The sequence below is a fragment of the Chitinophaga sp. SYP-B3965 genome, from assembly GCF_009647655.1.
Taxonomy (GTDB): Bacteria; Bacteroidota; Bacteroidia; order Chitinophagales; family Chitinophagaceae; genus Chitinophaga.
Map to the genome: position 1 here is coordinate 1,105,399 of NZ_WJFD01000001.1, position 15,260 is coordinate 1,120,658.

Genomic DNA, 15,260 nt, shown 5'->3' on the forward strand with positions numbered 1-15,260 from the left:
CTACACATATGAAACGAATAATTTCCGCTACACATATACTCGCCGCTGCAACCTTGCTGCTCATGGCCGCCGGTTGTAAGAAAAATAATGAGTACCGCAATATGGAGCCTGTTCGCGAAGTGAAAATGAGTACTTATGATTTTATTGTACAAGCCAACCAAACCGGCCTGTATGACACTTTGCTGCACCTGCTCAACAAAACAGGTATTGCAGAGAAACTGAAAACCGCTACAAACACTTTTTTTGTACCGCAGGATTTCAGTATCACTTCTGCTATGGAGAACCTCAACTTCATCCGCAAAAAACGTGGTGAAGCGCCGAACTGGACGGTAGACAGCGTGAGCACCGGCGTATGGGATACGCTCCTGAACCGCTACATGATAGCAGGTATTTACAGCCTGGATTCCCTGAAAAGGGGAGACGGTGTGGACCTGTTAGATGCTTACCAATATGAAATGAGCGCAAAGGCCATCAGTACTTCGGCTTCCGGCATCAGCAACGGTGGCTCTATGGTGATCCAGTACAGTGACAAGAATAATTCCCGGCTCATTAAATTCTGGGTATCTACTGTTACGGAATCGGCCAATGTAAAAACGTCTAACGGTATGGCGCATATGCTGGAGCCCAGGCACGTTTTCGGCTTTTCTTCTTTCCTGGGAATGGCGTACCCCTCACAGCGTACTCCTTACTACGGTATTCCCTTCCTCATTCCCGGCACCGGCAGTGTGGATATTGCCTATTATGACCGCGGAGGAGAAGGTGTGGGTTATCACGATTTTGAGCCCGCCAACAGAGGCAATGGTAAGTTCCGCTTTGAAGAAGGGGTAGATACGGATGTTTGTACGGAAGGCCCTTATAACATTGGTTATACTTTTCCCGGCGAATGGTTAAAGTACACGATAAAAGTGGAGCATTCAGGGATATACAATACCTATGCCCGTGTGGCTACGCCCAACGCCGGCTGTATCACGCACATGGAGGTAGATGATGTGAATGTGACCGGGCTCATTAATGTGCCCAAAGGCACCGGTTACCAGAACTGGGTAACGGTGAAAGGTACTGAAACCTACCTCACGCAAGGAGAACATGTAGTGACCTTCTTCTGTGATGCAGCAGGTTTCAATATGTGCCGCCTTGGTTTTGTGCCCAAATTCCGGAAACCATTTAACAGTACTCCTTTACAAATACCGGGTACCGTGCCCATCGTAGAATGGGACTGGGGTGGTGAAGGCATTGGTTACAAAGATGCGGATGAGCAGAACAAAGGCAACGCCAAACATGTGATGCGCGCATTTGAAGGCCCTGATACGGAACTGAACCCGGGTGAAGGCGGATATAACATTGGCAGCCTTGTAGTGGGAGAATATACTTCCTACACCGTGAACATACAGAAAACAGGCAAGTACGATATCATATTCCGTATAGCCTCTCCTAATACCACAGGCAAAGTACATGCTGAAATAGATGGTGTGAATGTGACTACGGTACTAACGGTACCTAAAACCAACGCTTATGCCACCTATGCAGACCTGGCCAGAAGGGATGTAACGCTCACCGCAGGAGAACATCAGCTGAAAGTAGTAACAGATGCTGTAGGCTTCAATATCTCCAAAGTGATCTTTATAGCGAAATAAATAAACTTATAACAATGAACAGAATTAAAATACAGCTTATCGTGTGGTGTGGTGCTGCTCTGCTGACGGTGACGGGGTGTTATAAGGACACGCTGCCGCAGGAGAAGGACTACATGAGTAAGGATATGAACTTCAAGAAAGAAACGTTTGTGGCCAACCTGGGGCGGATGAACCTCTTCGTGGATATTTTCAACGCAGACTACTCTACGCAGCCCATGCAGTTTGCACTGCAATCTCCCCGTACAGGCGACAAAACACCCGCTCCTGTATTATTGGAAGAGGTAGATACCAAACAATGGAAACAGCCCTATTCCGGCACGGAAACTTCCATTGCGGAAATTGAGGCTAAACGCATCACTGTACGCCGTCCTATCCTGGACCTGAACAAACAGAACGGGCAACTGGTGGTATGGCCCACGGATTCCACTAAAGTGCGTTATGGCAAATACTTTTTTGATGTACTGGTAAAGAACGGCGCAGGTGAGCGCCTGTTTCCCGGTCTCATGCTGGACTACCGCCGCCCAAGGCCATATGAGCCATATGAGTTTGATGATCTTACCGGCATCCGCAAAGCAGACAATGCAGGCGGTATTATCCGCCCCACTGTTCTCACAGGGCATAAGGACGCGCAGGGAATAGATCTCAAACCGGAAAACGTGCGGGTGTACTTCATAAAAACAGGTAATGCTTCCAATAAACTGACCTTTAAGTTTGTAAATAAAGACAGTGTAACGATCCCCATTTCCACTTTCAATATCCAGCGCTGGGACAGTCTTTTTTACGCCAGTAAAATGACGGATCGTAACATTAAGTTCGGCTTCAACAGGGTGATACCGAAAGACAGCACGAAAGTTACCTACGACATTACCAATCCTTTTCCCGTACTGGCAGAAGCATTTGCAGGAGATGAACTGGCAGAATACATTTTCACTTTTAGCAGGGTTTCTTATGGCTACCGGGTGACCGGCAGGATAGGTATGAAGTTCAGCATTCATGAACCGGGTGAATGGACCGTAGTGTTCCGTTACCTCGTCAATCCAAAATTCGGTGATGATTAATACGCAACTTTTAAAACAGCAAACGATGCAAAAATTATACCTCTGTATAACCCTGATGCTTTTTGCGGGCATGACCTATGCGCAGCAAAAGATCACGGTAAAGGGAAGAGTAACGGACGGGGCCTCGCATACGGGTATACCCGGTGTGAGCATTGTGGATATGACGGCTAAAAAGGCCATCGCGGTAACAGACAATGCAGGTTTTTATACCATTAGCATTGAAGAAGGAAAGCAGGTGCTGTTCCGCTTCATTGGTTATGAAGATAAAACCGTAAAGATCAACAAAGCGGAGATCAACATACAACTGGCGGTATCTGAAAAAGGGTTGAAAGAAACGGTGATCGTGGGATACCAGGCGCGTACAAAAGAAACGATGACGGGCGCTTCCAGTCACATTGGCCATAAAGAACTGCAGAACGTACCGGTTGCTAACCTGGAGCAATTGCTGCAGGGTAAAGTAGCGGGTATGAACATCCAGAACAATACGGGTGCACCGGGTTTTGGAGGTACTATTTCCATCCGCGGTATTTCTCAGCTGAATGTATCCGGCAGTGGTGATCAGGCTTTCCTTGCCAGTTCCAATCCTTTATTGGTGATAGATAACGTGCCGGTAGATTATGATGGAGGTATTGATCAGTCCATGCTGCAACCCGGTGCTGCTACCGGTCCGCTGGCCCTGCTGCCGCCGGAAGATATTGAGTCCATCGAGATCTTTAAAGATGCGCAGGCCGCTTCTCTTTATGGATCCCGTGGTGCCAACGGTGTAATTGTGATCACTACCCGCAGAGGTAATTCTCCTGTGCCCATCATCAGCACCAACAATAGCGTGTTCGTGAATATACCGCCGCAGTTACGTGCTGTGTGGGGTGGCAGTAAGGAAAGGGATTACCGCATTGCGGCCATCCTGGGTTACAGCCAGAGTGAACGCGAAGCCCGCAGATTGCTGGACGAGGCACAGTTCATTTCAGATAGTCTCAACGGTTTTTACAATAACAGTACAGACTGGCAGGGGCTTTTTTATCAAACCACTGTTAACACCAACAACAACCTGCAGATCAGTGGTGGTAATGCCAAGATGAACTATAAGGCTAACCTGGCCTACCAGATGAATCAGGGGGTGATAAAAAACACAGGGTTCAATAAATACAGCCTCAACATGCAGCTGAACATGCAGCCTAATACACGGCTGCGCGTAAGCGGCCAGTTGTTTGCTGCTTATGGGCAAAAGCAACGTGGTAATGGTGGCGGGCTCACCGGCAATGGTGCGGGCAATGCCTTCTCATCTTCTCTCTTACCCGGTCCTTCTCACTTTCTTGAATTCCCGGAACTGAGAGCCTACCTGGAAAACGTGGATGATAACAACACGCTGAACATCCGTAGTTACCTGAACGTGGATTATGAACTGTTCCAGGGATTGCGCCTCACCACCACCACATCGTATGATTACTATACTGATACCAGGGACCGTTTCAACAGAGGGTTCTCTAACAATAACCAAACACTTTTATATGGCTTTGTTGGCCGCAGGGGAGAGTTAAATACCCGTAATGGCCTCGCTTATAATTTCAATAGTAACAGAGAAAATACAGAGAAAGGGCATAACGTACTGGTGAGCTTTTTCACAGAGGCAAATATCAGTGAGAACGAACAGCACGTGCGTGAAATGCGTAACGGGCCCAGTGATTTCTATTGGGGTCCCCGCGGTTATTCTCCGCGCTTTTACCCCGGCAACCCCTGGAATGATGCCACGAACAATAACACCAATGGTACACCTGTAAGCCGCACTTATCATGCGCTTTCGTATGCCGGTTTTATTTCGTACAACTATAAAACAAAGTATGTACTGGACCTTTCTTACCGTGCAGATGGTAATTCCAGTTCCGGACTTTCCAGCCGTTATTCTGTGAACCCTGCTATGGGTGTTCGCTGGAACTTTGGTAAAGAACATTTCTTTGAAGACCTGCATTTCATTGACTACGGATCGCTGCGTGGCAGTTATGGCATCAACAGCCGTCCTATTGCCAACCAGGTGAACTCCCTGGGTATTTACCAGGTGCATGCAGATTATAACAACCAAACGGCTATCGGCCCTGAGTTCAAGCTCATGCCTAACCCGTACCTGGAATCTGAAAAATCCCGCCAGTATGATGTGGGGGTGGATATGAGCTTCTTCAAAGGCAAAGTTACATTCACCTACGACACTTACTACAAACGTACCTATAACATGGTGATGACCATGCCGCTCACGGATGTAACAGGTTACACCAATATAGAAAAGAATGGTGCTGCCATCGTGAATTACGGACATGAACTGGCTATTACGATACGCCCCATTACTTCTATGAAACCAGAGGGCTTCCAGTGGTCTATATCAGCGAATGGTGCTATCGGGCGGAACACATTGGTGGCATTACCTGAAGGCCTGGAGTCCTATCGCTATAGTGATGGCGCACCTTATTACCAGGATCTTGCGCGCAAAGTGGGGCATAATCCCCTGGCCAACTTCCTTTTCAGAACTACCGGTATTTATCAGACTGATGACCAGGTACCCGTAGACCCTGTACGTGGTGTACGCTACAGGAACGGTAAAGGAAACTCGCCGCAGTATTTTGCAGCAGGAGATCCTATCTGGGTAGACGTGAACGGCGATTATATGCTGGATGATGCGGAGGACAATATGATCATCGGTAATCCTGAGCCGCGCGCGGTAGGTGGTATTGCCAATACTTTCAGCTATAAGAATTTTTCGCTGAACGTTTACTGCTCTTTCACCTGGAAACGGGATGTACTGAACAATGCCATGGCATCGCGCCTGATCCGCCTTACCCAACCTAACAATATCAACTATTCCGGCGGTATTGGCGGTACGGTGAATATTTACGATCTGGACCAGGTGAATTACTGGAAGGGAGCAGGTGATCTCGGCGCGTTGTACCCCAACGTATACTATACGTATCGTAACGGACAGATACAGCCTTTCAGAATGGATCAGACAATGTTCATGGAAGATGGTTCTTATTTCAAGATCAACCAGATCACACTCAACTACAGCTTCCGCAATTTCGGATTTATGAAAAGAGCGGGGATACGTACGTTGCGTACATACAGCACTTTGTATAACGTGGCCGTATTGTCTAAATACTCCGGTCCCAACCCTGAGCTGGTGAGCCAGCTGGGCAGGGATGACATTAACGGGTATCCTGCAGGAAGAAGCTTTACAATAGGTCTTTCCGCAGAATTTTAAATTAAAAGACAACAGCAAAATGAAACAGTGGTTTAATATATTACTAACATGCATTGTACTGGCGGGCACAGGTTTGTCCGGCTGCAGCAAATTCCTGGAAGTAGAACCCAGCGACAGGTTTACCGGTGCTGATTTCTGGAAAAATGAAAGTGATGCGGAAATGGGTGTAACGGCTGCCTACAGCCTGCTGCGCACACGCATGGGCAATGCTGCTATTTACGTGGCTGCAGATTTCAGGCCAGGTAACTGGAACTTCTGGGCCAAGAAGAATTTCATAGCGCTTGCTACCAATCAGCTGCAAAGTGCAGACCTGAGCGCGGCAGACGGTTTGGCTGCGCTGCGGGATGGCTGGGGTGATTTCTACAAATCCATTGCCATGGCTAACCTTTGCCTGGCAAAAATACCGGAGATGAGTAACGATGTGATCACTTCGGATAAGAAAGCCAGCTTCATGGGAGAAGCGCGTTTCATCCGCAGTTTCAACTATTACCTGCTGGTAACTTTCTATGGAGATGTGCCCCTGCAATTTGATCCATATGATACACGGCTGAAGGCACGCAGTAATATGCTGCATGTGCTGGATACCTGCATTACTGACCTGCAGCTGGCCGTGAAAGACCTGCCGGAAGGTTATGCAGACCCTACCTTCCGCGCAGTACGCGCCACTAAAGGAGCCGCACTGGCACTCATCGCACATATGTATGCATGGAAAGCCGGTTTCGATAAACCGCGTGCAAAAGAATGGTGGCAAAAATGCGCGGATGCCTGCCAGGCAGTAACAAACCTCAACCAATACCACCTGATGCCATACGCGCCTGAAATTTTCAAGGATATGTTCAAAGGCCGTTCCGAAGAAGGTATCTGGGAACTTAGTATGGACGCTAACTACGGCAACTCTTACGGCGGATTCATGGCCCAGTGGGTATTACATCAACCCATCCTGGCCACCAGTACCACGCTGTTCGGCGGTTTGGCCAGTGAGATCACTATCAAGCGGGAGTTTATTGATAAACTATATCCGCCGGGTAAATCGGATGCACGCTTTACGTTATGGTTCGATGATCCGTATTCTACGCTCAATCCGCAATCTTCCATGTTCCTGAAATACTCTGCTATTGCAGATCCTGCTACCCGGAGTTTTGACTTCAATATCCTCTACTTCCGTTATGCCGGCGTAATGCTGCTGCAAGCGGAAGCACTGGCGGAAATAGGTGGGAAAGACACGGATGCTATCAGCCTGCTCAATGAGGTCAAACGCCGCGCCAGCGCAGAAGAATATACCGGCACTGGTGGCAAAGACCTGAAAGACGCCATCTTCCTGGAAAGGACACGCGAACTGATGGGAGAAGGACAACGTTGGACGGACCTGGTGAGGACCGGCCGTGTAATGGACATCAACGAATGTGAAAACTATCTTACGCAAGATCAGTTTGACCGTCGTGCATGGACATGGCCTATTCCTGTTGGCGCCATCCGCACAAATCCGCTTCTTGTTCAAACCGCTTATTGGGTACAGTAAAATTTAAAATGCATTGTATGAAAAAGATATTCCGATGGCCGCTTGTGATCACCTTACTCGTATTGCTTACGCAAGCCTGCAAGAAGGATTACTATGTAGATGGTGGGAAGGCAGATCCACACTATAACGGTACCATATATGATTACCTCTCAGAAAAGAAATTATACTTCGATACTATCAAACAGATCGTAGACCTGGCTGGTTTGAAAGACATGATGACATCAGATACCATCACCTTTTTTGCCCCTACGGATGAGATGATACGCGTTTGCATGAATGACCTGAACGGAGATCGTTACGCTACGATGAAAGATTCTGTAAAGATCTCAGACATCGGGGCAGAAGTATGGCGCAAATTCCTGGGCATGTACATCCTCAAGGGCAAACGCACGGCAGGTACCTTCCCCCGTGTAAGCCCGGACAACATCAATGCCTTTCCCGGTATCAACTACATTATGCTGGACGGGTACATCCTCAACATCGGCCTGGATTATACCAGCTATAACGGTGTAGAAGGTGTGGGCCCGCGCATCCTGATGGTAACGGACGTCACCTTCGATCCCACCAATTTCAGGAATAACCCCAGGGTAAAAGTAGTGTCTTCAGACATTCAGCCGAAGAACGGTGTGGTACATGCGCTTAGCATCAACCACAGTTTCGGTTTCCGCCGGGGTGAGTTTACCCGTATTGCGAGTGATTACTTAAAGTAAAATGCAAATGATGAAAAGAACAATATATGTATGCATACTGCTGGGATCCTTACTGGCGGCCTGCACCAAAGAAACGGTGAACAGCAATGCGCAGGGCCCTTATGGCGACCCTGTGTTGCCTGCCATCAATTTTGCAGAAGAATCGGCCATTATACCGGCCAAAGGAAAAGTGGGTGATGAGGTGGTACTGAAAGGAAAAGGTTTCCTGGCGGTGAAAGACAATCTGAAAGTATTGTTTAACGGTACTGCAGCGCCTATTATAAAAGTAACGGACTCTACCATCACGGTAACGGTGCCGGAGCTGGGCAGCAGTGGTTCAGTGAGTGCACAGATAGGGCAGGAGTTCTATTTTGGGCCTTATTTCCCTGTTTTCGGTCCGTTCCAGATGGATACCATTTTCCCCAGCGTAAGAGGCGGTAATGGCGGTATTTTCAATGTTATTCCTGTACCGGGTAACAAGTACATGATAGGCGGCGAATTTTCTGAATACGACAATTCCGCCATCGCAGGGGGTGTAAACCGGTTTGCCCGTATTAATGCGGATGGTACGCTGGATCGTACTTACGCCTATGGTACCAACACCGGTCCCTCTGGCCCCATTTATCCCATGGTGTACATGGCTGATGAGCTGCAATACCTGGTAGGCGGAAACTTTTCAGGTTATGACCAGGTAAGCAATGTATACAGTATTGCAAAAGTGAATGCCAATGGCGGTGTAAGCCAGCGCTCTGTAAGCCGCCCATCCGGTGCTGTTACGCCCGCGTCCGCCCTGGAAGGTGGCTTCCGTGGCACTGTAGCAGGCCTCTTTGTACAAAGCGACAAAAAGATAATTGCCATCGGCGGTTTCAGGTATTACGTGCGGCCCAATTATAATCTTACCACCGTAGAGTCGGGTGTGGACTCCCTGCACCTGGATTCTACCATGGTGCAGAATATTGCGCGCCTGCACCCGGATGGTACACTGGATTCCTCTTATCATTATGACCTGGTGAATCACCAGGGCAAAGTAACAGTGAACGGCAGCATCAGCAGCTATTATATGCTGGCGGATGATAAAATGCTGATTGCAGGCAACTTCACTACTTACGGAGGTCAGAGCATTGGCCGTATTGCCCGCCTGAATACAGATGGCTCGCTGGATGTGAGCTTTAACCCCGGTGCAGGACCGGATCAGGCCATTAGTGACTTTGCTGTACAACCGGATGGTAAGATCATTTGCGCCGGTAACTTTAAGAAGTTCAGTGGCGTAAATACGGGTGGTATTGTGCGGCTGAATGCAGATGGTTCTATGGATGCTACCTTTAATGCGGGAGAAGGTGCTGACGGATATGTAAACAGGCTGGGCCTGATACCTGGCGGCAACATCATTGTGGCTGGCAGCTTCCGCAAATTTGGAGGTGTTACACGCAGCAATTTTGTGGTACTCACACCAACTGGTGCTGTGCATAAAACGTACAACACTAACGGAGGGGTTACTTTTGCCGGAAATGCTCCTTTAGGGCAGGTATGGAAAGTGTTGCCTATGACCGGGCAGAATGCTTTGCTGATGATCGGCTCGTTCTCTCAGTTTGATTACCGGCAGGCTAACAGGATTGTGAGGTTTACTTACCAGTAACGATAATAATCACACTAAGAGGGTGAAATAAAGTGAGATACTTGCTTTATTTTCACCCTCTTTTGTTTTTGTGGTAAAAAGTTCAAAATGAAAAAAATAGATTTAACTAAGAGGTGGGAAATTGAGCCTGGCGCGAAATCGGCCGGTGAAAAAATTATGCGGTTATTTAGAAAGGGTGGTAAACTGTTGCCTGAAATTTCACCCTTTGAGTTAATTGAAGGGAAAACAGATCTTAGAGGGATCAATACAGGTGGGAAGGAAATTAAGAAATGTGTATTTGAAAATGCTGATCTTTCTTTTTCAACCTTTTCAGATTCATGGATTGAAAAAACAAAGTTTAATAATTGCCACTTCTTTAAAGTTGATTTTTCTGATTTTTCAGATCATGGGAACCTGTTTGAAGGGTGTGTTTTTTATGATTGCAAGTTCAATTATGCCACAATTGGTGCTAAAGGTTCTGTATTCGGTAACTGCATTTTTGAGAAATGTAATTTTTCAAAAGCAATATTTATCAGAGCTGAATATACAAGATCGGAATTTAAAAATTGTAAGATGAGGGATCTGGATTTTAATGCATCGTCTTTTGAAGATTGTGTTTTTGAAGGGGAGCTTAGTGATATATGGTTTAGAGGTACTTTCCCCTTAAAATCCAATTGTGAATATTTTGGTTGGCCAAAGATGAATGAAATGAAGAATGTCTCATTTGAAAAAGCGGAGCTGATTTATACGACTTTTAGTAATAATTGTGATCTGTCTTCAGTTATTATCAATAACAATGGTAAATATCATAAATATAATAATTGGAAAAAGAGGCTGGAATACATGGTATTAGATATTGGTGAGTTGGATGCTAAAGAGAGAGCGGGAATTGAGAATTTTTCAATCGTTTATTCACTTCATGCTGAAACCCAGGATTGGTACATTATTAATATAGAGGACCTGGAAGGAGAATATGGAATAAGTATCGCATTGAGGATTATTAATCTTTTAAATGAGTTCAGCAACAGGGAAAAATAATTGCGTTTCCTTGGCATATTTTTAATAAATTTAAACCCTTGAATGTTCTAAATCGATCCTTGCCTTAGCCCCAAAGCAACCAAGCAGTATAAACCTAACTAGAGTAAAAGATGCTAAGCAGCTCGTATCGCAGACTAAAACCAGATACCCCTGGTCAATTGGGTAGTAAGACTATATTAGATAACAACGTCCATCCACCACGGATCGACAGCTTTCAGTTCATTTTTGATGATTGGTTGGGAGATGATCTGATTGAATGTTTTCCTTGTTTCCTTATAACAGAAAGATTGTTGAATAAGCTGGAAGGTATGTCCTTAAAGGGATACGTTATAAAGGATGTGGAAATTGAGTTCTCTCCGCTTTTTTATGATCTCAACGGGAACAAGAAAGTTCCGGCTTTTAAATGGCTCTATATTACCGGGCAGGCAGGAGATGATTTCTTCATCGATGAAGAGAATTGCCTGATGGTGTCTGTAAATGCTTATGAAAGAATAAATAAGGATGGGAATATCCCTAACTGTGAAGTAGAAGTATTGAGTATCAGCCAGGTATAAGTAGTGGCAGACGGTATAATATTTGCTATCTTAGTTTCGCTATGATAACCAAACTATTTAACAAGTGCAGAAGAACGGGTACATCGTTCATCCTTCTCATCATCAGATTTTTCTATTACAAACTCCGTAAAAAGAACATCCTGGCCCACCAGCGGGTAAGTATAAAAGGTTTGGATAATATCGAAACCGGTGGCCTCTTAAGCATTGGCTTTGAGTATGTAGGCTTCACGCACAGGAGTGATGTAACCCTCTTAAACATCAACGGACGCCTGAAGATCAAAGGCAAATATTCCATTGGCAGAGGCTCCAGGCTGGATGTTGGAACAGACGCTACTGTTACGATAGGAGAAAATGGCTTTATCAATCCCTTTGCGTTGATCATTATCATGCATCACCTGGAGATCGGGGATCAGTGCGCTATTTCCTGGAATTGCCAATTGCTGGATTCGGATTTTCATGAGATCACCTATCCCGGGAAGAAGACCAGTGGGAATGGGATAAAGATCGGTAATAACGTATGGATCGGTGCAAATGTAAATATCTACAAGGGGACTGTTATACCCAACGGTACTGTTATAGCGGCAAATTCAGTTGTACGGGGCGTCTTTACCGAAGAAAATACTTTGATTGCAGGAAACCCGGCAAAAGTAGTTAAGAGAGAAGTGAAGTGGGAGTGGGATGAACATCTGTAAATTAAAAAAGCCTGCTGAGGAAATCACCGGCAGGCTTTAATAAACTATCTATACTTCTCGCATACTTCCCGGATACTTCTTGCATACTTAGGAGTCGTATATATGTCGTACTCCTTATACATTCCCCATACATTCCCCATACATTCCCCATACACTTCCCATACACTTCCAATACACTCAGCATACACTCCTGATACACTCACAATACACTCCGCATACACTATGCCGCATCAGGGAAAACCTTTTTTCGGCATAATCCGGCAAAAACGGCGGGTTCATTTATATCAGGTAGTTCTGGCTCGTAATTTCGCCTTACACTTTCCCCGTCTGCGTGGAGTAAGTACTTTCAAAGATCTTATCGGCATTGTTCGCTTCAAAACCTTCTCTGCGATGCAAACGTTTGATCTCCGAAGGAGGGAGATGGGCAAATTGGGGCAATACCCTTCTTTCCGCAAACTCTACGTAAGAACCGGCTATGGCATGTTTCTCGTCATTTGCAAAAGTGGCTTCTATCATGCGGGCTACGGTGGAGCTTTGCAGCAAACCGTTATCCGGGCTGGTTTTGATCTTACCGCCGGAATCATTCAGGTGGAAGCCATTGCGTTCTAAGAATATATTAAAGTCCGCCACCGTATTATAACCTGCTTTGAGGTTATGTACGCTCACGGTGAAGTGGTTCAGGTAATAACGGTTATAGATCACCCAGGCGGCATATTCGCTTTCAGCAGCCAGGGTTTTATAATCCTGGAGGGTAGGCGTATGCCAGAGGGCACTATGCAGGAAAGTATCCACGGCGGCGCCGTTATCGAGGTCCAGGTTGCTCACCGGGTCCTGTTTTACTTCGCTGGTGTAGCTTTTGATGATCTCCTGTGCTTTGGGGCTCAGTTCTTTTACCCTTAGTTCAGAGATGAAGATGCGGGGATATTGTTCTGAAGGCGGGGCATACCAGTAAGCATCCAGCTTCTTTTCAGGGAAATTATAGTATTCCTTTTTGGTATAACCGTAATGCAGGAAGATCTTTTCGAGGGATTGGATGCCTAAATGTTCCACACCCAGGGTGCGGAAGGCAATATGATCATTCTCAATGTCATTTGCCTGGGTTATAACGCCTTCTTTTACCATGGCGTTGATAATAGCGCCAACGTCGGGTACGCGCTCCTTATAACGACTCATAAGGCCATTCAAGACTGTTTCCAGTGTTGTCATGTTGTAAGATTAAAGTTAACGATTGAAGATGGTCCGGCCGGGGTAAGGGCAGGCATTCAAGGCACGTGCGAGCAGGTGCTGCGCAGGAAGGAGAGGAGGGAAAGTTGTATGTTCAACAATGTGTTCACGGGAACGAATATAAGACGAAAACAGGAGTTTTTAACCTTAAAAACCCCTGTTTTACGCCCTTATTAGTATTGTTCCTGGTCGCTGGGGAAATCCCGGCTTTTGATATCGTGGATATATTGCTGGGTGGCTTTGAAGATATCGTCGTAGAGGTTCAGGTAGCGGCGTAAGAAACGGGGCTTGAACTCTTTGTTGATGCCCAGCATGTCGTGCATCACCAACACCTGGCCATCCACATATTTCCCGGCGCCGATGCCGATCACGGGAATGGTCAGTTCTTCTGCTACCTGTTTGGCCAGCATGGCAGGGATCTTTTCCAGCACAAGGGCAAATGCACCTGCTTCCTGCAGCAGTTTGGCATCTTTCAGCAGTTTTTGCGCTTCCACATCTTCTGTGGCGCGTACGGCGTAGGTGCCAAATTTGTAGATGGACTGTGGCGTTAAACCCAGGTGGCCCATTACGGGAACACCGGAGCTGATGATCCTTTTCACGGATTCTATCACTTCTTCTCCGCCTTCGATCTTCACGCCATGCGCACCGGTTTCTTTCATGATGCGGATGGTAGAGATCAGGGCTTCTTTAGAGTTGCCCTGGTAAGATCCGAAAGGAAGGTCTACCACCACAAAACTGCGGCTGATGGCCCTTACTACGGAAGCGGCATGATAGATCATCTGATCCAGCGTGATGGGCAGTGTGGTTTCATGACCTGCCATTACATTGGAGGCAGAATCACCTACCAGTAATATGTCTATTCCTGCATCATCCAGCACGCGTGCCATAGAAAAATCATAGGCGGTGAGCATGGAAATTCGCTCGCCGTCTGTTTTCATTTTCTGCAGGATGTGTGTGGTGATGCGTTTGATCTCTTTACTTGCTGCGGACATTAGCTATAATGTATTAGAATCCACAAAGTTTGCAATATAAATCGGAATTGTAAACAATTTTTTGAAGAGCGGGAGCTTATTGCACCTTTAGCTGGTGGATCTCATTGTAAAGCGAGCGTATAAGGCCATCCGCCAAACCGATCTTGGGTACGAAGATCTCCATGATATCCGTCCACCGCATTACGTTCACATAGATCTGCAAAGCAGGTACGATCACGTCTGCACGATCTTCCCGGAGGTTGTAGAGGTGGATGCGTTCTTCCACGGAGAAACTGGAAAATTCCTTGTAATAGTCTTTCAGTAAGTCTAAAGAAAGCGGTTTGCCTTCTTTTCGTTTAGACAGCGAGAATATTTTGTTGATGTTACCGCCGGAACCGATGGCTATCACCTGGTTATTGCCGCGCAGCTGGCCTTTCAGAAAATCCTTCATCTGCTGCCAATGCTGTTCTGTTACTTTGTTCTGCATCAGGCGGATGGTGCCTATGTTGAAGGATTCTTTGAACACAAGGCGGTTGCCGCTGAAGAGTGTTAGTTCCGTACTACCACCGCCTACATCTATATAAAGATAGCTTTTGGTCTTATCCAGGTTCTCTGCCACATGGTTCTCGTAAATATAAGAAGCTTCTTCCTGGCCCGTGATCGCGCGGATGTCCATGCCTGTTTCCTGTTTTACTCTTTCAAGGATCTGCAGGCCGTTGGTGGCATCCCGCATAGCGGAGGTGGCGGCTGCTTTCAGGTATTTTACTTCGTATACGTCCAGCAGTAGTTTGTAGGCTTTGATGGTGTTCACGAGGCTGTCTGCCCGCTTTTGAGAGATAGTGCCCGTAGCAAAAACGTCTATGCCTAAACGCAGCGGCACACGCACCAGGTTCACTTTGGTGAAATCCATCTCTCCGTTAGCTTTGGGAGATGCTTCTGATATTAACAAACGCGCGGCGTTGGAACCGATGTCTATAGCTGCCAGCTTCATGTGCTACATCCCTTTCTTTGTTTTGTGGAAT

Annotated in this window: 12 protein-coding genes; 9 read left to right on the plus strand and 3 right to left on the minus strand. The window is 46.5% G+C overall.

All coding sequences use genetic code 11. The features are described from left to right. Nucleotides 1-8: 8 nt before the first annotated feature. From GFS24_RS04315 to GFS24_RS29145, 9 genes are all read left to right on the plus strand, one after another. A complete protein-coding gene (locus GFS24_RS04315; protein WP_153658334.1) occupies nt 9-1,634 on the plus strand; it encodes a carbohydrate-binding protein in 1,626 nt (541 codons plus the stop codon). A 14-nt stretch (nt 1,635-1,648) separates the two neighbouring features. Beyond that, nucleotides 1,649-2,692, plus strand: coding sequence for a DUF5007 domain-containing protein (locus tag GFS24_RS04320; RefSeq protein WP_153658335.1), 1,044 nt, complete (start codon nt 1,649-1,651; stop codon nt 2,690-2,692). Between the two features lie 25 nt (nt 2,693-2,717). Next, on the plus strand, nt 2,718-5,936 hold the full coding sequence (locus GFS24_RS04325) for a SusC/RagA family TonB-linked outer membrane protein (protein WP_173002965.1): 3,219 nt from the start codon (nt 2,718-2,720) through the stop codon (nt 5,934-5,936). A gap of 19 nt (nt 5,937-5,955) precedes the next feature. Next, complete coding sequence (locus tag GFS24_RS04330; protein ID WP_153658337.1) at nt 5,956-7,455, plus strand: RagB/SusD family nutrient uptake outer membrane protein; 1,500 nt, start codon at nt 5,956-5,958, stop codon at nt 7,453-7,455. 17 nt (nt 7,456-7,472) lie between these two features. Beyond that, nucleotides 7,473-8,165 carry a fasciclin domain-containing protein gene (locus GFS24_RS04335; protein ID WP_173002966.1) on the plus strand — a complete coding sequence of 231 codons (693 nt, stop codon included), beginning with the start codon at nt 7,473-7,475 and terminating at the stop codon, nt 8,163-8,165. 10 nt (nt 8,166-8,175) lie between these two features. Further along, nucleotides 8,176-9,780: an IPT/TIG domain-containing protein gene (locus tag GFS24_RS04340; protein ID WP_173002967.1), complete on the plus strand. Its 1,605-nt coding sequence runs from the start codon at nt 8,176-8,178 to the stop codon at nt 9,778-9,780. Nucleotides 9,781-9,867: 87 nt separating this feature from the next. After that, complete coding sequence (locus GFS24_RS04345; protein ID WP_153658340.1) at nt 9,868-10,797, plus strand: pentapeptide repeat-containing protein; 930 nt, start codon at nt 9,868-9,870, stop codon at nt 10,795-10,797. A gap of 110 nt (nt 10,798-10,907) precedes the next feature. Further along, the gene (locus GFS24_RS04350) at nt 10,908-11,351 is read left to right on the plus strand and encodes a hypothetical protein (protein ID WP_153658341.1); all 444 of its coding nucleotides are present in this window, start codon (nt 10,908-10,910) and stop codon (nt 11,349-11,351) included. Nucleotides 11,352-11,392: 41 nt separating this feature from the next. Further along, nucleotides 11,393-12,043: an acyltransferase gene (locus tag GFS24_RS29145; protein ID WP_153658342.1), complete on the plus strand. Its 651-nt coding sequence runs from the start codon at nt 11,393-11,395 to the stop codon at nt 12,041-12,043. 312 nt (nt 12,044-12,355) lie between these two features. On the opposite strand, the gene GFS24_RS04360 is transcribed toward GFS24_RS29145, so the two are convergent. From GFS24_RS04360 to GFS24_RS04370, 3 genes are all read right to left on the minus strand, one after another. Further along, nucleotides 12,356-13,249 carry a DUF1338 domain-containing protein gene (locus GFS24_RS04360; protein ID WP_153658343.1) on the minus strand — a complete coding sequence of 298 codons (894 nt, stop codon included), beginning with the start codon at nt 13,247-13,249 and terminating at the stop codon, nt 12,356-12,358. A gap of 191 nt (nt 13,250-13,440) precedes the next feature. Beyond that, nucleotides 13,441-14,259, minus strand: a complete 819-nt coding sequence (gene panB, locus GFS24_RS04365) for a 3-methyl-2-oxobutanoate hydroxymethyltransferase (protein ID WP_153658344.1) — start codon at nt 14,257-14,259, stop codon at nt 13,441-13,443. A 76-nt stretch (nt 14,260-14,335) separates the two neighbouring features. Then, on the minus strand, nt 14,336-15,229 hold the full coding sequence (locus tag GFS24_RS04370) for an exopolyphosphatase (protein WP_153658345.1): 894 nt from the start codon (nt 15,227-15,229) through the stop codon (nt 14,336-14,338). Nucleotides 15,230-15,260 lie beyond the last annotated feature (31 nt).